Below are 19,438 nucleotides of genomic sequence, written 5' to 3' on the forward strand. Positions count from 1 at the left end.
TGTCATGCCGTAACTACCCCGGCGCCGGCCATGCGGCCGGAACCGGGGCGCCGCTGGTGCTGCTGCACGGCCTGTTCGGCAGCGCCGCGCAGTGGCACCACATCGCGGCGCCGCTGTCGGCCCGTACGCGCGTGCTGGCGGTGGACCTGCGCAACCACGGCCTGTCGCCGCATGCCGACGCCATGGACTACGAAAGCATGGCCGAGGACCTGCGCGAACTGCTCGACGCCCAGGGCATTGCACGGGCCCGCATCGCCGGCCACAGCATGGGCGGCAAGGTGGCCATGGCCTTTGCGCTGCGGTACCCCGGGCGCACCGAGGCGCTGGCCGTGCTCGACATCGCCCCGGCCCGCTACCATGACCATTTCTCGGCCCTGGTCTGCGCCGCGCTGCGGCTGGACCTGGGCGCCGCCCGTTCGCGGGAAGAGGCCGACCGGCAGCTCGAGCGCTTCGTGCCTTCGGCCCGGCTGCGGGCCATGCTGCTGCAAAACCTGGTCTGGCGGGACGGGCGTCTGGCCTGGCGCATCCACTGGCTGGGCATAGGCGGCTCCATGCCGCAGCTGCTGGGTTTCCCTGCCGGGCTGCAGCGCGCGCCGAGCGCCATCGACGCGCTGTTCGTGCGCGGCGGGGCCTCGGACTATGTGCTGCCGCGCCACGAAGATACGATCCAGCGGCTGTTTCCACACTCGCGCATCGTGGAGCTGCCGGACGCCGGCCACTGGCTGCATGCCGACCAACCCACCGCGCTGGTGCAGTTGTTGGGCGAGTGGATGGCAGCGCCGGCCGCCGCCGAGTTGCCAACGTGCCTCAGCCCAGGTGCAGCCGGTTGGCCACCGCGGCATGCCGCAGCACCGCTTCGACCATGACGGTGCGCGGGCCTTTGCCGTCCAGCGTCACCGTCAGCGGCGCATGGGCGGCGATCTCGATGCTGCGCTCGCCATCGAGCGCCAAGGTTCCCCGGGTGGCCGCGATGGCCACCGGCGCGCCGGGCTGCAGGCGGGCCAGGCTGCCCACGCCCACCTCGGCCACCATGCCCGGCATCAGCGAGGCGTGCACGGAGCAAGGCGCGCCGGGCGCCATGCGCAGGTGCAGGCCATGGGTGCAGTCGCGGCCGGTGGGCTCCAGCAGCGCGGCGATGGATGCCAGCCCGATCACACCGGGCTCGCAGAAGCTCACGAACAGCTCCTGCAGGTCCTGGGCGCAGTCCACCGCGCCGGCGCCCGTGGCGTCCTGCCGCGAGACGGCGACATCGACCAGCGCCATGTCCTCCAGCCCCGGGCCGCGCACCAGCAGCCGTTTGTTGCGCCGCACGCCCACGTCCTCGCACACGCGGCCCGTCGCTACCAGCGCCGCCGCCATGCCGGCCAGCGTGGCATCGAAGCGCTCGGGAAAGGCGTTGTTCGTGCCGGTCGAGAGCGTGGCCAGCGGCACCTCGCCGCAGCCCCGGGCCACGGCCCGGTGCGTGCCGTCGCCACCCAGCACGGCGATGGCGCTCATGCCGCGTTCGGCCATCAGCGCGGCGGCGAGCGTGCTGTCCCGGGCGCTGTCGGTCAAGGCCATTTCCAGCAGCCGCACTTCGGGCATGCTGGGCTGGCGCAGGCGTGCCTGCTGCGCGCGCGTTTGCACTTCGCGCGCCAGGCCCGAGGTGTCGGGCATCAGCCAGGCCTCCTGGATGCCCAGCGCACCGGCCGAGGACAGCAGCCGCAGCACGGCATTGATCTTCTCGGCTATGGAAAAGGTGCTGCCCCAGGAGAACAGCCGCCGCAGGTCGCGGCCCGAGGAGGGGTTGGCAATGATGCCGAGGCAGGCGGCTGGAGTCGGATTCATCGTATGCGGGCCGTTGTGTGGGATGGTGAAGGGTGGAACCCAGGCCTGCTTCTCAATGCAAGAACAATGCCAGCTTCACGCATGCCGGCGGCGAAGCAGGCGATTATCATGGCCGGTGTGAGGCGGCAGCCTCCATCCCATGGCAAGCGCGACCCGCTCGACATCTGAAAGAGTGCGGCGACAGGAGACGACAATGCAGTGGATGGCATCGAACATGCCCGCAGAGGCAGGCGGGCCGGCAGGCCCGGGGACGGATTTCTCGATGATTGAGCGCTCGCGCCAGCGCTCGTTCGAGTTGTATCGCCTCGATCCCGGGCGCGGCGAGCCGCCGCGCGTGCTGACCACCAGCGCTCTCAAGAACCATCGCGAGCCCATGGAGCGCTTCATGCGCATCGCGCGCAGCGGCATGGAGGTGTTGTTCGGCCAGATCCGTGAGGCCGGCTATGTGGTGCTGCTGACCGACACCCATGGCGTGGCGGTGGACTTCATCAACAACCCCTTGTTCGATCAGGACTGGCGCCGCGCCGGCCTGTGGCTGGGCAGTTGCTGGACTGAAGAGAAGGAGGGCACTTGCGCGGTGGCGCTGGCCAATCTGGAGCAGCGGGCCATCACCGTGCATCACGAGGAGCATTTCCGCGCTCCGAACAAGAAGCTGACCTGCAGCGCCGTACCGATTTTCGGGACCGACGGACGCATGCTGGCCGTGCTCGATGCCTCGGCCATCGAGTCGCCCGACGACAAGCGCAGCCAGCATCTGGTGCTGCAGATGGTGCGGTCCGCGGCGCGCATGGCCGAGGATGCGAATTTCCTGCATGAGTTCGAACACCACTCTGTGCTCCGGCTCGCGCGACGGCGCGATTTTCTCGAAGTCTCGGCCGACGGCATGGTCGCGCTCGACGAGGCCGGGCGCATCGTGGCCATCAGCCAGTCGCTGCGCGAGCAGGGTGCGCTGCTGCCCGCCCTGGGCCATTGCATCGAGGAGGTGTTCGACCTGCGGTTCGAGCAGGTGATGCAGGCCGCACACCAGGGCGGCTATCCGCTGACCACGCGCCATCTGGCCACGGGAACGCAGTGCTTTGCATTGGTGCGGCCGCCGCGGCGCAGGCCGTCGGCGCCAGCGGCACCTTCGGCGGCCGCGCGGCGCGAGGTTCCGCCCGAGGCCGGTGCCGATGCGCTGCAGGTCATTGCCGGGCTGGACCCGCAGATGCAGACCAATGCCCAGCAGGCTCTGCGTGTGCTTGACAAGGGCTTGGCCATCCTGCTGCATGGCGAATCGGGTTCGGGCAAGGAGGCTTTTGCGAAAGCCATGCACGAGGCCAGCGCACGCCGTGCCCAGCCCTTCGTGGCCGTGAACTGCGCGGCGATTCCCGAGACCCTGATCGAGAGCGAGCTGTTCGGCTACCGCGAAGGGGCCTTCACCGGCGCCCGCTCCAAGGGCGCGCGCGGCAAGATCGCCCAGGCCCATGGCGGCACGTTGTTCCTCGACGAGATCGGCGATATGCCGCAGGCCATGCAGACGCGGCTGCTGCGCGTGCTGGCCGAGCGCGAAGTCACCCCGCTGGGCTCGGAGAAGCCCATCGCCGTCGATGTGCAACTGATCTGCGCCACGCACCGCGACCTGCGCGAGATGGTGGCCCAGGGCCAGTTCCGGCTCGACCTGTACTACCGCCTCAACAGCGTGACGCTGGAGCTGCCGGCGCTGCGCGACCGCGCCGACAAGAACGCGCTGATTGACAGCCTGCTGCGCGAGGACGGTCGGCAGCTCTACAGCCGTGCCGTGGCCATCACCGCGGCCGCGCGCGACCTGCTGCTGCGCCATGACTGGCCTGGCAATATCCGGCAGCTCAAGAACGTGCTGCGCACGGCCATGGCGCTCAGCGGGGGCGAAGCCATTGCTCCCGAACATCTGCCGGCAGAAGTCCACGGCGGCCAGCCGCCTGTGCTGCCGCCCGAGCGCATGCTGTCCCTGGGCAGCATGCAAGAGGTCATGGTGGCGCAGGTGCATGACGAGCGCACGGCTTTGCTGCAGGCGCTGAAGACGCATCACTGGAATGTGACCGAGGCCGCGCGCAGCCTGGGGCTGAGCCGGGCCACGGTGTATCGGCATATGCAGAGATGGGAGATCGTCAGCCCCAACCGGCTGGGTGATTGAGCAAGCTCTTCCATCGGTGCCAGCTCCGGCACCTAGGCTTGTACCTAGACCAATCGGACTAAGGTGTACAGCCAGTAAGTAAAGTCAACCATCGCTGATAGCCTGCGCCTGCCAATGATCCACGGAGGGTGGATACATGGCCTTTACTCATAAAGGAGCAGGCATGAAGGGTGTGACAGGAGTGGTTTCATTCGCGGAGATCGATGGCAACATGGACAGGCGCAGGGTCTTGCGCCTGGGGCTGCTGGGACTGGTATCCACGGGTGCTGGCGGGCTGTTGGCCGCCTGCGGTGGCGGCGATGGCATGGAGCCGAAAGCGGCCACGCCCAGGTTGTCGTCCATGCTCAACTTCCGCGACGTGGCCGGGGTGGACGATGCATCGGTCTACCGCAACGCTGCCGGGCAGCCACTGAAACGCGGTGTGTTCTATCGCTCCAATGCGGTAGTGCCCAATGCGGCCGATGCAGTGACGCTGGGCAACCTGGGTATTAGCACGGCCTACGATCTGCGCACCACGAACGAGGCGGCCAAGGACCCGGACCGCTTGCCGCCGGGGATCCGCTATGTGTATATGAACATCTTCGGCACGGCCGACCCGGTGTTTTCGCCCATTCATACGCCCAAGGAGGCCGAGACCGCGATGGAGGAGATGGGCCGCGTGATGGTACGCGACGCCGGCATGCGCGCTCGCATGGCGCAGTTGCTCAGGACCATGGCCTCCACGGCCGATGCGCAACTGTTTCACTGCACCGCCGGCAAGGACCGCACGGGCTGGGTGACGGCGCTGCTGCACACCATTGCCGGCGTACCACGCGAAACCATTCTGAAGGACTACCTGCTCACCAACACCTACACCGAGGCCTGGATGCAGGCCACCTACCAGCAGATGATGGCGCACAACGGCAAGGATGCGGCCGATCTCTACTGGCCCCTGCTGGGCGTGCAGCGCAGCTACCTGGAGGCGGAGTTCGACGAGGCGGAGCGTGGCTTCGGCTCGATGGAGCGTTACCTGACCGAGGGGCTGGGCCTGAGTGCGGATGAGCTCGCACAGCTGCGCGGCAAGCTGCTGGGCTGAGGCGGCTGCTCTCGATTGAGGAGCTGCCAGCGCTTGATATATCTGGATTTCAGATATGAATCCATCAAATATATACAACTGCCAAGCGCTGGCAGCTATCAAAAAAGAAAGTCCGCCAGCGGCGGACCTTTTGTAGGGATCGGGCCGGGTTTCAGCTCAGCAGCAGTGCATCGTCGGCCAGCTTTTCGCCGCGCACCTTCTCGAACATATGCAGCAGGTCGGGCACGTCCATCTTGGCGCGCTCTTCGCCGCTGACGTCCAGTACCACCTGGCCCTGATGCAGCATCACGGTACGTGTGCCCACGTCCAGCGCCTGGCGCATGCTGTGCGTGACCATCATGGTGGTCAGCTTGGCTTCATCGACGATGCGGGCCGTCAGCTGCAGCACAAAGTCTGCGGTGCGCGGGTCCAGGGCGGCGGTGTGCTCGTCCAGCAGCAGGATGCGCGAGGGCTGCAGCGCTGCCATCAGCAGGCTCACGGCCTGGCGCTGGCCGCCAGAGAGCAGGCCGATGCGGTCGGTCAATCGGTTTTCCAGGCCCAGGCCCAGCGTGGCCAGACGTTCGCGGTACAGATCGCGGTTGGAGGCCTTCACGGCCTTCGAGAGGCCGCGGAAGTTGCCGCGCTCGTGCGCCAGCGCCATGTTCTCCTCGATGGACAGGTCTTCGCAGGTGCCTGCCATGGGGTCCTGGAACACGCGGGCGACCTGCTTGGAGCGCTCCCAGACGGGCATGCGTGTCATGTCGGTGCCAGCGATCTCGATCTTGCCCTTGTCCACGCTCTGGTCGCCAGAGACGCAGTTGAGGAAGGTGGATTTGCCGGCGCCGTTGGAGCCGATGACGGTGACGAACTGACCGTCGGGTATGGCCAGCGAGAGGCCGCGCAGCGCGCGTGTCTCGATGGGCGTGCCGGGGTTGAAGGTCAGTTCCAGGTTTTGTGCGTTCAGCATGGTGTTCTCCGCATTTCTTTCTTATTTGCGCTTGCCGAGCTTTTTCTTGATTTGCGGAATCACCAGGGCGATGGTCACCAGCACGGCAGTCACCAGGTTCAAGTCCTGTGCCTTGAGTCCGATGGCATCGATATTCAGGGCCGCGGCAATGAAGAAGCGATAGACCACGGCGCCCAGCACCACGGCCAGCGTGGCCCAGATGATCCGGCGCGAGGGCAGGATGGTCTCGCCCACGATCACGGCAGCCAGGCCGATGACGATGGTGCCGATGCCCATGGAAATGTCGGAGCCGCCCTGGGTCTGCACGAACAGTGCGCCGGCCAGGCCGACCAGGCCGTTGGAAATCGCCATGCCCAGCAAAATCATGGCGCCGGTGTTCACGCCCTGGGCGCGGGCCATGCGGGCGTTGGAGCCCGTGGAGCGGATGGCCAGACCGCGCTCGGTGGCGAAGAACCAGTCCAGCGCCAGCTTGGCCACGATGACAAAGCCCAGCATGATGATGGGGCGCATCACATAGTCGGGAACGCTGTCGGGCTGCAGCATGGTGAACAGCGTGGGGTCATTGATCAGCGGCACATTGGGGCCACCCATGATGCGCAGATTGACCGAGTACAGGCCGATCATCATCAGGATGGAGGCCAGCAGGTCCATGATCTTCAGCCGCACATTGAGCCAGCCGGTGATGAGGCCGGCAACGGCGCCAGCCGCTGTGCCGGCCAGCGTGGCCAGCCAGGGGTTGGTGCCCGTGGAAATCAGAACAGCGCAGACGGCTCCCCCCAATGGAAAGCTGCCGTCGACCGTGAGGTCGGGAAAGCGCAGCAAGCGAAAAGAGATGAAGACGCCCAGCGCCACCAGGCTGAAGATCAGGCCAATTTCAATGGCACCGAGTACGGAAAATAAAGACATAGAGAGAGCGACAGGCGCGGCAAACGTCTAAAAAAATCGGCAGGGCCATGTTGCCACGGCACCTGCCGCTGTGCTGGCGCTGCAGGCGGGGCTGCAGCACTAGCCACAGACAGGGTTACTTGACCACGGTGGCAGCAGCCTTGACCAGGGCGTCAGACAGCTTCACGCCTTGCTTTTCAGCGGCGCCGGGGTTCACGAACAGCTCCATCTTGGTGCTGACTTCGGGCTTGATGTCGCCGGGCTTTTCACCCTTGAGGATGCGCACGACCATGCGACCGGTCTGCTCGCCCAGATCGCGGTAGTTGATGCCATAGGCGGCCACGGCGCCGCGCTTGACGGAGTCGGTGTCAGAAGCGACCAGGGGGATCTTGGCATCCTGGCCGACCTTGACCAGCGACTCATAGGCCGAGACCACGTTGTTGTCGGTGTTGGTGTAGATCACGTCCACCTTGCCCACCAGCGAACGGGCGGCGCTGGAGACGTCCACCGAGCGGGGCGCGGCGGCGGTCACCAGGGTCCAGCCCATCTTGGGCAGCAGGGCCTGCAGTTCCTTGACGACCACGGCAGAGTTGGCTTCACCGGGGTTGTAGACCATGCCCACGCGCTTGGCATTGGGCACGACCTGCTTGACCAGATCCATCTGCTTGTCCAGGGCCAGCAGATCGGACACACCGGTCACATTGTTCTTGGAAGGCTCCCAGCTGGCGACCAGCTTGGCAGCCACGGGGTCGGTCACGGCAGAGAACACCACGGGCACCGTCTTGGTGGCGGCGATCACGGCCTGGGCAGAGGGAGTGGCGATGGCAACGATGGCGTCAGGCTTGTCGCCCACGAACTTGCGGGCAATCTGGGCAGCGGTGCCGGTATTGCCCTGGGCGCTCTGGTACTGCCACTTCAGGCTCTTGCCGTCTTCGTAGCCGGCAGCCTTCAGAGCATCCTTGACACCGTCACGCACGGCATCAAGTGCCGGATGCTCGACGATGGCGGTCACGGCCACCGATTTGGTGTCGGCCGCATAGGCGCCGGTGACGGCGGAAATTGCCAAGGCCACTGCACCCAGACGGGCCCAAGACTGATGCTTCATGTGTATCTCCAGCGTTTGTTATCTATTCCAGATGAATTAAGGCGACTGCGTTTGGATACACAGCGCCTTGCGGCAAAGTCTACTGCACCGATCTGCTTGTCTCGTCGCTGCGTATAACCCGGTTTATCCCTATATAGCAATTGCCAAAAAATGGCATGAAAGCTGCGCAAACCAAGTTTTTTATGAATAAAGCATGCAGTAATTTATGGAAATTTCATGCAATTTTGCGTCTCGAATACATGCTTACAGAGTATTGAATGCACTTTTCCTGCGTGTTGATGGGGTGGAATGGTGAATTCCTTCCTGTCTGCCCGTTTTTTGATCGCCAGGGGTATCGCGCTTCTCAAAGTTCTGTTCGTCGCTCCCGGGTCCTGAGGCTCGGGTTTCAGGCCTTCACCCATCAATCATTGCGAGGTCAATAAGCAACGGAATGGGTGCAGGCCAGGGGCGCCGCGAGATCGAGAAAGGGCTTGAGGCTGGAGCGGCCGTGGCGCAGGACATGAAAAGTGGCACCCCAGGCCCCCACTGCGTGTGGATCGTTGCCCCTTCGAGAGTTGACTTTTCATCCTAGGGCCGTCCGGCGATGAAAAAAGCCTGTGCCGCACAAGCTGGCACAGGCTTTTCAATGAGGCGGCTAAGGCAGATTACATGCCCGAGTAGTTGGGGCCGCCACCGCCTTCAGGCACCACCCAGACGATATTCTGCATGGGGTCCTTGATATCGCAGGTCTTGCAGTGCACGCAGTTTTGCGAGTTGATCTGCAGTCGCTGCTTGCCAGCATGAGCCTCATCGTCCACGAACTCATAGACGCCGGCAGGGCAGTAGCGCTGCTCGGGGCCCGCGAACCGGGTCAGGTTGATGTCCACGGGAACGCTGGCATCCTTGAGGGTCAGGTGCACAGGCTGGTTTTCCGCATGGTTGGTGCTGCTGATGAAGACGCTGGAGAGGCGGTCAAAGGTCAGCTTGCCATCGGGCTTGGGGTATTCGATGGGCGTGCACTCGGCAGCGGGCTTGAGATAGGCATGGTCGGGTTTGTTGCGGTGCAGCGTCCAGGGGATGTTGCCGCGCAGCACGAACTGCTCGATGCCGTTCATGACGGTGGCCGTGGTCAGGCCCTTCTTGAACCAGGCCTTGAAGTTGCGGGCCTTCCACAGTTCGTCGTAGAGCCAGCTGTTTTCGAAGGCGTGGGTGTAAGTGTTCAGTTCGTCATGCTGACGTCCGGCCGCCAGGGCGGCATAAGCGGCTTCGGCTGCCAGCATGCCGGTCTTGATGGCGGCGTGGCTGCCCTTGATGCGGCTGACGTTGAGGAAGCCCGCTTCACAGCCCACGAGCACGCCGCCGGGGAAGACAAAGCGCGGCAGGCTGGAGATACCGCCCGCCGTGATGGCACGCGCGCCGTAGCTGATGCGCTTGGCAGGCTTGATGCCCTGGGCTTCGTCGCCTTCCAGATACCAGCGGATATTGGGGTGGGTCTTCCAGCGCTGCATCTCCTCGAACGGAGACAGATAGGGGTTGGAGTAATCGAGGCCGGTGATGAAGCCCAGCGTGACCAGATTGTCTTCGAGGTGGTAGAGGAAGGCACCACCGTAGGTGTCGCTCTTCATGGGCCAGCCGGCGGTGTGCACCACCATGCCGGGCTTGTGGCGGGCAGGGTCGATTTCCCACAGTTCCTTGATGCCGATGCCGTAGGTCTGAGGATCGCGGTTGGCATCCAGCGAATACTTGGCAATCACCTGCTTGCCCAGGTGGCCGCGCGCGCCCTCGGCAAATACCGTGTACTTGGCGTGCAGTTCCATACCCAGCTGGAAGTCACCGGTGGGCTCGCCATCCTTGCCCACGCCCATATTGCCGGTGGCCACGCCCTTGACGGAGCCGTCTTCGTTGTAGAGCACTTCGGCAGCGGCAAAGCCGGGGAAGATTTCCACGCCCAGGGCTTCGGCCTGCTCGGCCAGCCACTTGGTGAAAAATCCCAGGCGAACGATGTAATTGCCTTCGTTGTGGAAGCACTTGGGCAGCAGCCAGTTGGGCGTGCGCAGCGAGCTTTTCTCGCCCAGGAAGACCATGGCGTCTTCGGTCACGGGCTGGTTCAGTGGCGCGCCTTTTTCCTTCCAGTCGGGGATCAGCTCGGTCAGGGCGCGCGGGTCCATGATGGCGCCGGACAGCGTATGAGCGCCAGGCTCGGAGCCTTTTTCCAGCACGACAACGGAAACATCCTGTCCTTTTTCTGCGGCCAGCTGCTTGAGGCGGATGGCCGTGGCCAGGCCGCCGGGGCCGCCGCCCACCACCACCACGTCGTATTCCATGGCTTCGCGCGGGCCGTATTGGGCCAGGATTTCTTCGTTTGTCATCGGGATAGTCTCGCTTGAATAATGAATTGGGAAAGCTGGCCTGTGCGGTCTTGTTGCTGATGCGTTGCAAATACCGCAATGCGGGCAATTCTATGCTGTGCAATTCGCACGATCGTGCAGAAAAGGCGACAGCCCGCGACTTGCAATTGCGGCAAAGTCCCTAGGCTAGTGGGCCCCAAGAGGGGTGCCATCCCTCAAAACAACTAGAGCGGGCTGAGTATGTGGAATTCATGCAGGCCAATAGACAAGGAGATATGTTGCTATGAAAATTGAAATTCCCGAGCGGAAAAAGCTGGTCTATGAGACACGGTTCGTGGTGCGTTGGGGAGACATGGATGCCATGGGGCATGTCAACAACACTCAGTACTTTCGCTATATGGAGTCCGCGCGCATTGACTGGATGACGGCTAGTGGAATCAACCCGGACCCTGGTGGAACAGGGCCGGTCATCGTCAACGCGTTCTGCAATTTCTATCAGCAGCTCAGCTATCCGGACGAGGTGCTGCTCAAGATGTATGTCAGCGATGCGGCTCGCACCACCTTCGAGAGCTGGACCACGATGGCCCGGGTATCGGCACCGGAGGTGATCTGTGCCGCAGGAGGCGCCACGGTAATCTGGGTCGATTTCCCGCGTCAGAAGGCGACCGAGCTGCCGAACTGGTTGCGAGATCATGTCATGCAGTAGGTGCGCAAGCCGAGGCAACTCACTGCTACCATGGTGCGCACCATGCGTTTGCTGCCCTCTCGTCCGCTGAACTCTTACCTGCTGATCGCGCTGTGGTTGGCTGTCAGCGTGCTGGGAGGCCTGCTGGCCTATCAGGGCTTTGTGAAATGGGGGCTCGGCGATGCGCGGGATGCGGGCGACAGCCGGTTGGAGCGGTATGCCGCCAGCTTGCTCAGCGAGGCGGATCGTTTCGCCTTTGTGCCTGCATTGGTGGCATTGCAGCCCGAGGTGCAGCAGCTTTTGCGCACTCCTCAGAACCGTGCACTGCAGCGCAAGGCCAATCAATATCTGGAAACGCTCAATAGCCAGATCGGCACGCTCAACGCCTATGTGCTCAATCGCAAAGGGCATGTGCTGGCCGCCAGCAACTGGCAGCAACCCGACAGCTTTGTGGGCGAGGATCTGAGCTTTCGTCCCTATGTGCAGCAGGCCCTGAAGCAGGGGAAAGGGCGCTATTTCGGTATCGGCACCATCCGGGGAGAGCCCGGCTACTACCTGACATCGCTCTGGGGAGAGGGGGCGCAGCAGGGCATCGCCGTGGTCAAGGTCGGGCTTGCGCAGCTGGAGCAGTTCTGGAGCCATGCGGAGTCCCCGGTGCTGGTGAGCGACGAAAACCAGGTCGTCATTCTCAGCAATGTGGAAGCCTGGCGCTTTGCCACATTGCAGCCGCTGGATGAAGCGCGGCGCGGGGCGCTGGAAGTTTCGCTGCAGTACAACGGCCGGGTGCTAAAACCACTGGACTGGCATTGGCAGCAGGGGCCTGAGGGCTTTCAGTTGCTGCGTTTGCCTCCGCAGGCGGCCGACCCCCAGGGCAAGTCCCAGGCGGGTGACCTGTTTCTGGTTCAGTCACGGCCATTGGCGGGTACACCCTGGCAGATCACCGTGCTGTCGCCGCTGTCACGTACCTTGCAGCTGGCCCGCAGCCGTGCCTGGCTGGCTGCTGTGATGACGGCGCTGGCATTGCTGACGCTGCAGATCGCGGTGCAACGCCGCCGCCACCAGCAGGCTCTGGAGCAGGCTCGTCAGGGGCTGGAAATCAAGGTACAGCAGCGTACGGCCGATTTGCTGACCGCCAACACGGCATTGCAGCAGGAGGTGGCGGAGCGCATACAGACCGAGCAGACGCTACGCGCAGCCCAGGATGAACTGGTACAGGCGGGCAAGATGGCCGTCCTCGGTCAGCTGTCCACGGAGATGGCGCATGAGCTCAACCAGCCTTTGACGGCATTGCGCACCCTGGCAAGCAACAGCCAGCGCTTTCTGGAGCGTGGTCAGACCGATGTGGCGCAGCGCAATCTGCAACGCATGGTGGAGCTGACCGAGCGCATGGGATTCATGACGGGTCAGTTGCGCAACTTTGCCCGTAAATCGGCAGGTGATGCACGGGCTGTGCTGGTTGCCAGCCTGCTCGACGGTGCGCAGGATGTGCTGGAGGTACGCATCGCGCGCAGCGCTGCGGTGGTGGTCAGTGCATTGACCCCGCCGGATCTGCAGGTCTGGTGCGATGCCAACCGGGTGCAACAGGTGCTGGTGAACCTGATGGCCAATGCGCTGGATGCCATGCAGGGCCTGAGCCAGCCCAGGCTGGAAATAGACTGCCAGGCTTCGGGGCAATGGGCCCGGATCATCGTGCGTGATCATGGGCCGGGATTGAGCGAAGATGCCCGCAAGCGTCTGTTCGAGCCTTTTTTCACGACCAAAAGCGAGGGCCTGGGCCTGGGCCTGTCTCTTTCAGCGGACATCGTGCGCGCCAGCGGAGGCAGTCTTCAGGCCAGCAACCATCCCAAGGGCGGCGCCGTCTTTCAGCTTTTGCTGCCCATGGTGGATACTCTGCAGGTCGCCGATGTCCGCATTCCCCTATGAACTCAGCCCTCCATGTTCTGATCGTTGAAGATGATGCCGATGTCGCCATGGCATGCGAGCAGGCGCTGCAGCTCGAAGGCTTCGAGTGCGGCTGCATCAGCAGTGCCGAGCTGGCGCTCAAGCATCTTTCCGCTGAATTTGCGGGTGTGGTGATCAGCGATATCCGCCTGCCTCGCAAAAGCGGTCTGGAGCTGCTGGCCGATATACGCGTCATGGATGCAGAGCTGCCCGTGATTCTGATCACCGGTCACGGCGATATTTCAATGGCTGTGCAGGCCATGAAGGATGGTGCTGCGGACTTTCTCGAAAAGCCTTTTGCCCCCGAACGACTGATCCAGGCCGCCCGCCGTGCGCTGGAGCGCCGCCGTCATGTCATGGAGGCCCGCATCCGGGAGGAAAACAGGCAGACGGCGGCTGCACAGGACTGGCCTTTGCTGGGTCAGTCGCCCGCCATCAAGCTGCTGCGGCGCACCTTGCAAAGTTTGGCAGGCAGCGAAGCCGATGTCCTGGTGCAAGGGGAGGTGGGCTCTGGAAAAACGCTGGTGGCGCGCTATCTGCATGACGCTAGCCCGCGCGGGTCCGGCAATTTTGTGGTGCTGGACTGCAGCGAGCTGATGCAGCTTGGCGGCGAATGCTGGGGCATTGGCCGCGATTTCGGCGGTCTCATCGATCAGTGCCTGGAGCGAATCATGCAAGCCCATGGCGGCACCTTGTTGATCGCCGATATCGAAGAAATGCCGCAGCCCATGCAGGACCAGCTGCTGCATGTGCTGCGGGAGCGCGTGCTGGTGAGGCCTGGCAGCAGCGATGTGGCCGTGGTCGATTGCCGCGTGATTGCTACAAGCCATGCCGATCTGCTGGCGCTGAGCCGTCAGGGGCTGTTCCGTCCGGAGCTGTATTACCGTCTCAGTCTGGTCACCGTGAACCTGCCACCGCTGCGTGAGCGCAGGGAGGATATCGCTCCGCTGTTTCAACACTTTGCCAGGCAGGCTGCACACAGCCTTCAGCGGCCTGCGCCGGAGCTTACGCTTGAGCGCATGCAGGTGTTGCTGGCCCATGACTGGCCCGGCAATGTCCGGGAGTTGCGGAAAATGGCAGATGGTCTGACTCAAGGCCTGGAGATCAGCCTGAGCAATGAAGCCGCGCCGCAGGACTGAATATGGCGGCCTGAGGCATGTGTAGAAAATGCCATTTCCCCAATACTGGCAAGCGCTGAATGCTCTCTAAAGAATAGTCTTCAAGCCTCGAAGTCCGGTGCGGGTGGAGTATCGAGCAGCGCGAAATACTTGTCCTGCAGCTCGGCAAAGCGCGCAAGTGTGGGCGGCACGGGCTTCATGTTGAGCGCCCTGCGCAGCAGCGGCAGTTGCTGGCTGCCGATTTCGCTGAACGTGGGGCTGGGCTGGCAAAAATATGGCTCGCCTTCTTCCTCGTCGTAGTGAAGCTGCTCCAGACTGAACCAGCCCACGTGGTAGCCATAGTCAAAGAACTCCTGAAAGCTCTCGGCAATCACCATATTGAGTGAGGACGCGCAAGGCAGGGTCATGACGATGGGGCACACACCCTCGGGCAAGCGCTCATCGACGAGGTAGCTGTAATGCACGCTGTCGCCACCCGTGGTGGCGAAAGTCATCACATTGCGCGGCGTACACCAGTCAATCCAGTCACGCACCGGCGGAATCTCCAGGATCAGGCCGCTGTAGTCAAACACGGCCTCGGGCGAGAGATCGAACTGCGGGCCGGCGGCCACGGCCGCGTCATACAGAGCCTGCAGCGCGGCAGGGATGGGGGTGTGTTGCATTGCAGCATCTTAGCAACGCTGTGCTTGGAGTCTGCGGGCGGTCTGGTTAGAATTCGCCGCTTATCTCCTTCTTGAAGCTGCTGCTCGAAGGTACCTGGCTTCCCGCCTCAAACGGGAGGCTGCATTTGCGTACCTCAGCATTTCAGCATCATGTCGAATACAAGCGGGAAGCTTTCCCGACTGCAAAAAGCCCTGTCTCGTCAGGGCATCCAGGTCTCGTTTCAAGACAACATCTATCAAATCCATAACGAGCAGGCCGCCGCTACCATCTTGCTGCCGGACAGCTTGCCGCTGGAGCACAAGGCAGTCAGCCAGTTGCTGGACTTCGCCTCCGTGGCCGACCCAGGCGGTCATGGTGTGGTCTGCAAGGCCTGCGCCACGCCGGACTTTCACCCGGGCAGCATTGCGCCTGTAGGCTCTGTCGTGGCCACCTCGCCCGACTTTGTGATTCCCGCCGCCATTGGCACGGACATCAACTGCGGCATAAGGCTGATGACCACGGGCCTGAATCAGGCGCAGGCCGAGCTGCACAAATCCACCATCGTCGATCGCCTGACGCAGGCCATCTTGAAGAACGGGCGCGATGTGCCTGTGCGAACGGCGGGCTTCAAGGCCTTGTTCGATGATGGTCCGTCGGCCTTTGTTGACGAGCTGCCGGCGCTGGGCCTGTGGCAGGGCGTGGACCGTGATCGTCTGCAGGCCGAGCTGTCTGCCTGCGTGGGCCTGCAGGACTTTGGTGGCCAAAGCCGCTACGCTCCAGAAGCGCTGCTGCAGCAGCGCGAAGTGGTGCGCCCGCCGTCGGCGGCCGATCTGGGCAGCGGCAACCACTTTCTGGAGTTCTGCGTGGTCGATGAGATCTACGACCGCCACGCGGCCTATGCCGCAGGGCTGAGGAAAGGCGATGTGACGGTGATGATTCACACCGGCTCGCGCGATGTGGGCTTTTATGTGGGCCGTCGCTGGATGGACCTGGCCAGACAGCAATGGCCGCAAGGCGTCAAGCACCCACAGCATGGCTTGTACGGATTGAGCGGCGCGCTGGCCCGGGACTATCTGCAGGCCATGGGCGTGGCCGCGCGCTATGCCTGGTTCAACCGCATGGCCCTGGCCGAACTGGTGCGCCAGCAACTGGCCGATATGGCGCCGCCCGATGCGTCCAGGCTGATCGTCGATGTACCGCACAACGTGGTGATGAGCGAGGGCGAGTTCAATGTGCACCGCAAAGGCTCGACCCCCGCTCATGCCGACCAGTGGGCGCTGATTCCAGGCTCCATGGGCGACTACTCGTTTCTGGTCAAAGGTCTGGGCAACGAGGATTGGCTGCAATCGTGCAGCCACGGCGCGGGCCGCCAGGTGCGCAGGCAGGACACACGCCGCATGAAGCAGCCGCTGGTCGAATCGGTCTGGCAGTGCATCACCTTGCGCGAGGAGCGCTTGATCGAAGAAGCCCCCAGCGCCTACAAGCCCGTGGGCCCGGTGCTGCAGGCCCAGGAGGAAGCAGGGCTGATTCGCGCCAGCGTGAGGCTCAAGCCATGGCTGACATTCAAGGCTTGAATTGAAGCCAGGCAGGCTGCCAGCGTTTGATCAGAAAGCGCTGGCAGCTATGTTTTTGAGAGTTCTAGCCGATCGACTGCCCGGCCGCTTCGGCAGCCATGACTTCCAGAATGCGCGCGGCATCATGAAAGTCATGGGCGATCAACTCGGCAACGGGCTTGAGCTCTGCCGTGCTCTTGACGAATACGGCAAAGAAGTAAGGGTCTATCTGGCTTGTATGCGTGAGGCGCTCAAACGGCGCTTCAACGGTTTGTCCGCTGCCTGCATGCACAAACTGGCAATGCTCGCCGTGGTCGTCAACCGTCCATTCCTGGGACAAAACATCTGCCTCGTACTTGCCGATCAGTTCTGCACATGTCTGGGCATAGGCCCTCATCGCCTGATGAATTGCTTGGCGGTGCGCCTGAATCCTGGCTTTGCTCACGAGCGGCAAGATCGTGATCCATTGACTGTCTGAACCAAAGCGGCTCTGAAAAATCGCATGTTCATCCAGTTCGCGTGAAAGTCTGGAGATCAGGGCAGTGCTCTCATCGCTGCCGAGGGCGGAGAAGCGCAGCACAAGCTGCCCGCTTTCGGCTTGCCCCCGCAACTGTTCGATAGGACAGAGATCTGAAGCCGTCTGGCAGTCAAGGAATCTGGGGGTGGACGTGGCGTGGTTCATGTTCGCCTCTGATTGTCCGTCAACGCAATGGCGCTTGCTGCTTGCCTCTTGATGCAGCAGGCGCCATTTTTATGGGTTGATGTGGCTAGCTGCTTACGCTGTTGCATCCTCCGGCATCTGCAGCTGTGGCTCCATCTGCGCGCGCAGTTGCCGAGCCGCGGCCACCATGTTCTGCAGTGCAGGAATGACTTCGACCCACTGGCGTGTCTTGAGGCCGCAGTCCGGGTTGACCCAGAGGCGCTCTGCGGGAATGCGCTCCGCTGCCTTTTCCATCAGGCTCACGATCTGCTGGACGGTCGGGATATTGGGTGAGTGGATGTCATAGACGCCGGGGCCGATCTCGTTGGGGTACTGGAAGTTCTCGAAGGCATCGAGCAACTCCATGTCCGAGCGTGAGGTCTCGATGGTGATCACATCGGCGTCCATATCGGCAATCGAGGCGATGATGTCGTTGAACTCCGAATAGCACATATGGGTGTGAATCTGGGTTCCGTCGGCAACGCCGTTGGCGGTGATGCGAAAGGACTCCACGGCCCAGTGCAGATATTGCTGCCACTGGGACTGGCGCAGTGGCAGGCCTTCGCGCAGTGCGGCTTCATCAATCTGGATGATGGGCACACCGGCTTTTTCCAGATCCAGCACTTCATCACGAATGGCCAGGGCCAGCTGATGGCAGGAGACGGAGCGCGGCTGATCGTCGCGCACAAAGGACCAGTTCAAGATGGTCACGGGGCCCGTCAGCATGCCCTTCATGGGTTTTTTCGTAAGCGACTGGGCGTAGGCGATCCACTCCACGGTCATGGGCCGGGGGCGGCTGATGTCGCCGAACAGAATGGGCGGCTTGACGCAGCGCGAACCATAGGACTGCACCCAGCCAAATTGGCTGAAGGCATAGCCATCCAGCTGTTCGCCAAAGTATTCGACCATGTCGTTGCGCTCGGCCTCGCCATGCACCAGCACATCCAGGTCCAGCGCTTCCTGCTCGCGCACGCTGCGCTCTATTTCGGCATGCATGGCTGCCCGATAGCTGGCGACATCCAGGTGCCCGGCCTTGAAGGCGCTACGGGCCTGGCGGATTTGCGCCGTCTGCGGGAAGGAGCCAATGGTGGTGGTGGGGAAAGAAGGCAGTTTCAGCAAGGCAGCCTGCCTGGCGGCGCGAACGCCGTAGCTGCTTTGGCGCTGGCCCAGTTGGGCGGTGATCTGTGCCACGGCGGCGCGCACAGCGGGGTTGTGCACGCGCGTTGAGTTGCGGCGTGCCGCCAGCGCGGCGGCGTTTTCTGCCAGTTCGGCCTTGACGGCACCGCGGCCCAGCGTCAGCGCCTTGCCGAGCACAAGCAACTCATCGAGCTTTTGCAGCGCGTAGGCCAGCCAGGATTTGACCTCGGCGTCGAGCTTTTCTTCGCTGTTCAGGTCTACGGGCACATGCAGGAGAGAGCAGGTCGGCGCAATCCAGAGGCGCTTGCCCAGGCGCTCGGCCAGCGGCTCCACCCAGTCCAGTACGGCGCTCAGATCGGTCTTCCAGATATTGCGACCGTTGATCACGCCCAGCGACAGCACCTTGTGTGCGGGCAGCAGACCCAGCAGCGGCTGTACATCAGCCTGACCGTTGATGGCATCGATATGTAGACCGGCCACGGGAAGATTGGCAGCCAGATATTTGTTTTCGGCCAACTCGCCAAAATAGGTGGCCAGCAGAATCTTGATTCTGGCGGTCTTGAGGTGGTGGTAGGCCGTGTTGAAAGCATGTTGCCAGTCGGCGCCCAGCTCGGTCACCAGAATCGGCTCGTCAATCTGCACCCATTCGGCTCCCTGCGCGGCCAGCGTGTCCAGCAGTTCGGCATAGATGGGCAACAGACGCTGCAACAGATCGAGCTTGCTGGAATTGTCCTTGGCCTTGCCCAGCGACAGATAGGTCACGGGGCCAATGATGACTGGCTTGGCTTTCACGCCTTGAGCCCTGGCTTCGGCCAGTTGCGCCACCAGGCGGGAGGCATCCAGCTTGAACTCGGTGGCAGCGGTGAACTCGGGCACGATGTAGTGGTAATTGGTATCGAACCACTTGGTCATCTCTGCAGCCGCCACGCCGCCACCGCAGCAGTGGGGGTGGTCGGCGTTCCGGGTGGAGGGGCTGTCTTTGGAGGCGGCCGCCGAGCGGCTGACCTTGGACCCGGCCGCCGAGCGGCCGCGGGCCACGCGGAAGTAGTTGTCCAGCGCATCGCCCTCAAAGCCTTGCACGCGCCCGGGCAGATTGCCCAGGGTGAAGCTCATGTCCAGCACCTGATCGTAGAACGCGAAGTCGCCCACGGGCACCCAGTCCAGGTCTTGCTGGTGGGCCCAGTGGCGTGCGCGCAGTTCGGTGCCCAGGTTCTTGAGCGCATCGCGCGAGGACTCGCCCTTCCAGTAGGACTCCAGTGCGAACTTGAGTTCACGCTTCGCGCCAATGCGCGGAAAGCCGAGATTGTGAATGGTGGTCATGGAAATTCTTCTCCTGTCAAAGCAA

General features: G+C 63.1%; 16 protein-coding genes. 7 read left to right on the plus strand and 9 right to left on the minus strand.

Going from position 1 to position 19,438, the window contains the following annotated elements:
• Positions 1 to 2 precede the first annotated feature (2 nt).
• Positions 3 to 173 carry a hypothetical protein gene (locus tag QMY55_RS11065; protein ID WP_283489066.1) on the minus strand — a complete coding sequence of 57 codons (171 nt, stop codon included), beginning with the start codon at positions 171 to 173 and terminating at the stop codon, positions 3 to 5.
• Between QMY55_RS11065 and QMY55_RS11070 the strand changes: the two genes are divergently transcribed.
• Positions 102 to 866 (plus strand): alpha/beta fold hydrolase, encoded by a 765-nt coding sequence (locus QMY55_RS11070; RefSeq protein WP_283488933.1) that lies wholly within the window; start codon positions 102 to 104, stop codon positions 864 to 866. The genes QMY55_RS11065 and QMY55_RS11070 overlap by 72 nt on opposite strands.
• Here QMY55_RS11070 and QMY55_RS11075 read toward each other — a convergent pair.
• Positions 808 to 1,827: an NAD(+)/NADH kinase gene (locus QMY55_RS11075; protein ID WP_283488637.1), complete on the minus strand. Its 1,020-nt coding sequence runs from the start codon at positions 1,825 to 1,827 to the stop codon at positions 808 to 810. The genes QMY55_RS11070 and QMY55_RS11075 overlap by 59 nt on opposite strands.
• A 193-nt stretch (positions 1,828 to 2,020) precedes the next feature.
• Here QMY55_RS11075 and QMY55_RS11080 point away from each other — a divergent pair, with 193 nt between their 5' ends.
• Positions 2,021 to 3,979: a sigma-54-dependent Fis family transcriptional regulator gene (locus tag QMY55_RS11080; RefSeq protein WP_283488638.1), complete on the plus strand. Its 1,959-nt coding sequence runs from the start codon at positions 2,021 to 2,023 to the stop codon at positions 3,977 to 3,979.
• Between the two features lie 163 nt (positions 3,980 to 4,142).
• Entirely contained in the window at positions 4,143 to 5,054 is a 912-nt protein-coding gene (locus tag QMY55_RS11085; protein WP_283488639.1) for a tyrosine-protein phosphatase, read from the plus strand.
• A gap of 151 nt (positions 5,055 to 5,205) precedes the next feature.
• Here the strand turns inward: QMY55_RS11085 and QMY55_RS11090 are convergent, their stop codons facing one another.
• The 4 genes from QMY55_RS11090 to QMY55_RS11105 form a co-directional block, all read right to left on the minus strand.
• Complete coding sequence (locus tag QMY55_RS11090; protein WP_283488640.1) at positions 5,206 to 6,000, minus strand: ABC transporter ATP-binding protein; 795 nt, start codon at positions 5,998 to 6,000, stop codon at positions 5,206 to 5,208.
• 21 nt (positions 6,001 to 6,021) lie between these two features.
• Positions 6,022 to 6,906 (minus strand): ABC transporter permease, encoded by an 885-nt coding sequence (locus QMY55_RS11095; RefSeq protein ID WP_283488641.1) that lies wholly within the window; start codon positions 6,904 to 6,906, stop codon positions 6,022 to 6,024.
• Positions 6,907 to 7,021: 115 nt separating this feature from the next.
• Entirely contained in the window at positions 7,022 to 7,990 is a 969-nt protein-coding gene (locus QMY55_RS11100) for an ABC transporter substrate-binding protein (protein WP_283488642.1), read from the minus strand.
• Positions 7,991 to 8,634: 644 nt separating this feature from the next.
• Positions 8,635 to 10,338 (minus strand): electron transfer flavoprotein-ubiquinone oxidoreductase, encoded by a 1,704-nt coding sequence (locus QMY55_RS11105; protein ID WP_283488643.1) that lies wholly within the window; start codon positions 10,336 to 10,338, stop codon positions 8,635 to 8,637.
• Between the two features lie 262 nt (positions 10,339 to 10,600).
• Here QMY55_RS11105 and QMY55_RS11110 point away from each other — a divergent pair, with 262 nt between their 5' ends.
• The 3 genes from QMY55_RS11110 to QMY55_RS11120 are packed head-to-tail and all read left to right on the plus strand — an operon-like array spanning position 10,601 to position 14,082.
• Positions 10,601 to 11,023 (plus strand): acyl-CoA thioesterase, encoded by a 423-nt coding sequence (locus tag QMY55_RS11110; protein ID WP_283488644.1) that lies wholly within the window; start codon positions 10,601 to 10,603, stop codon positions 11,021 to 11,023.
• Positions 11,024 to 11,065: 42 nt separating this feature from the next.
• Positions 11,066 to 12,925: an ATP-binding protein gene (locus tag QMY55_RS11115; RefSeq protein WP_283488645.1), complete on the plus strand. Its 1,860-nt coding sequence runs from the start codon at positions 11,066 to 11,068 to the stop codon at positions 12,923 to 12,925.
• Positions 12,922 to 14,082, plus strand: a complete 1,161-nt coding sequence (locus QMY55_RS11120; RefSeq protein WP_283488646.1) for a sigma-54-dependent transcriptional regulator — start codon at positions 12,922 to 12,924, stop codon at positions 14,080 to 14,082. Before QMY55_RS11115 ends, QMY55_RS11120 begins: the two co-directional genes overlap by 4 nt.
• Before the next feature lie 80 nt (positions 14,083 to 14,162).
• Here the strand turns inward: QMY55_RS11120 and QMY55_RS11125 are convergent, their stop codons facing one another.
• Complete coding sequence (locus tag QMY55_RS11125; protein WP_283488647.1) at positions 14,163 to 14,723, minus strand: hypothetical protein; 561 nt, start codon at positions 14,721 to 14,723, stop codon at positions 14,163 to 14,165.
• A 150-nt stretch (positions 14,724 to 14,873) separates the two neighbouring features.
• On the opposite strand from QMY55_RS11125, the gene QMY55_RS11130 reads away from it, so the two are divergent.
• Positions 14,874 to 16,277 carry an RtcB family protein gene (locus tag QMY55_RS11130; RefSeq protein WP_283488648.1) on the plus strand — a complete coding sequence of 468 codons (1,404 nt, stop codon included), beginning with the start codon at positions 14,874 to 14,876 and terminating at the stop codon, positions 16,275 to 16,277.
• 64 nt (positions 16,278 to 16,341) lie between these two features.
• Here the strand turns inward: QMY55_RS11130 and QMY55_RS11135 are convergent, their stop codons facing one another.
• Both QMY55_RS11135 and metE read right to left on the minus strand, forming a co-directional pair.
• Positions 16,342 to 16,938: a hypothetical protein gene (locus tag QMY55_RS11135; RefSeq protein ID WP_283488649.1), complete on the minus strand. Its 597-nt coding sequence runs from the start codon at positions 16,936 to 16,938 to the stop codon at positions 16,342 to 16,344.
• A 93-nt stretch (positions 16,939 to 17,031) separates the two neighbouring features.
• A complete protein-coding gene (gene metE / locus QMY55_RS11140) occupies positions 17,032 to 19,413 on the minus strand; it encodes a 5-methyltetrahydropteroyltriglutamate--homocysteine S-methyltransferase (protein ID WP_283488650.1) in 2,382 nt (793 codons plus the stop codon).
• Positions 19,414 to 19,438 lie beyond the last annotated feature (25 nt).

The sequence above is a fragment of the Comamonas resistens genome (assembly GCF_030064165.1).
Lineage (GTDB): Bacteria > Pseudomonadota > Gammaproteobacteria > Burkholderiales > Burkholderiaceae_C > Comamonas > Comamonas resistens.

Excerpts from the sequence above, each read along its gene's own strand:
- QMY55_RS11065 (WP_283489066.1), bottom strand. The coding sequence starts at position 173 with ATGCGGCGACAGGCCGTGGTTGCGCAGGTCCACCGCCAGCACGCGCGT.
- QMY55_RS11075 (WP_283488637.1), bottom strand. The coding sequence starts at position 1,827 with ATGAATCCGACTCCAGCCGCCTGCCTCGGCATCATTGCCAACCCCTCC.
- QMY55_RS11080 (WP_283488638.1), top strand. The coding sequence starts at position 2,021 with ATGCAGTGGATGGCATCGAACATGCCCGCAGAGGCAGGCGGGCCGGCA.
- QMY55_RS11085 (WP_283488639.1), top strand. The coding sequence starts at position 4,143 with ATGAAGGGTGTGACAGGAGTGGTTTCATTCGCGGAGATCGATGGCAAC.
- QMY55_RS11090 (WP_283488640.1), bottom strand. The coding sequence starts at position 6,000 with ATGCTGAACGCACAAAACCTGGAACTGACCTTCAACCCCGGCACGCCC.
- QMY55_RS11095 (WP_283488641.1), bottom strand. The coding sequence starts at position 6,906 with ATGTCTTTATTTTCCGTACTCGGTGCCATTGAAATTGGCCTGATCTTC.
- QMY55_RS11100 (WP_283488642.1), bottom strand. The coding sequence starts at position 7,990 with ATGAAGCATCAGTCTTGGGCCCGTCTGGGTGCAGTGGCCTTGGCAATT.
- QMY55_RS11105 (WP_283488643.1), bottom strand. The coding sequence starts at position 10,338 with ATGACAAACGAAGAAATCCTGGCCCAATACGGCCCGCGCGAAGCCATG.
- QMY55_RS11110 (WP_283488644.1), top strand. The coding sequence starts at position 10,601 with ATGAAAATTGAAATTCCCGAGCGGAAAAAGCTGGTCTATGAGACACGG.
- QMY55_RS11115 (WP_283488645.1), top strand. The coding sequence starts at position 11,066 with ATGCGTTTGCTGCCCTCTCGTCCGCTGAACTCTTACCTGCTGATCGCG.
- QMY55_RS11120 (WP_283488646.1), top strand. The coding sequence starts at position 12,922 with ATGAACTCAGCCCTCCATGTTCTGATCGTTGAAGATGATGCCGATGTC.
- QMY55_RS11125 (WP_283488647.1), bottom strand. The coding sequence starts at position 14,723 with ATGCAACACACCCCCATCCCTGCCGCGCTGCAGGCTCTGTATGACGCG.
- QMY55_RS11130 (WP_283488648.1), top strand. The coding sequence starts at position 14,874 with ATGTCGAATACAAGCGGGAAGCTTTCCCGACTGCAAAAAGCCCTGTCT.
- QMY55_RS11135 (WP_283488649.1), bottom strand. The coding sequence starts at position 16,938 with ATGAACCACGCCACGTCCACCCCCAGATTCCTTGACTGCCAGACGGCT.
- metE (WP_283488650.1), bottom strand. The coding sequence starts at position 19,413 with ATGACCACCATTCACAATCTCGGCTTTCCGCGCATTGGCGCGAAGCGT.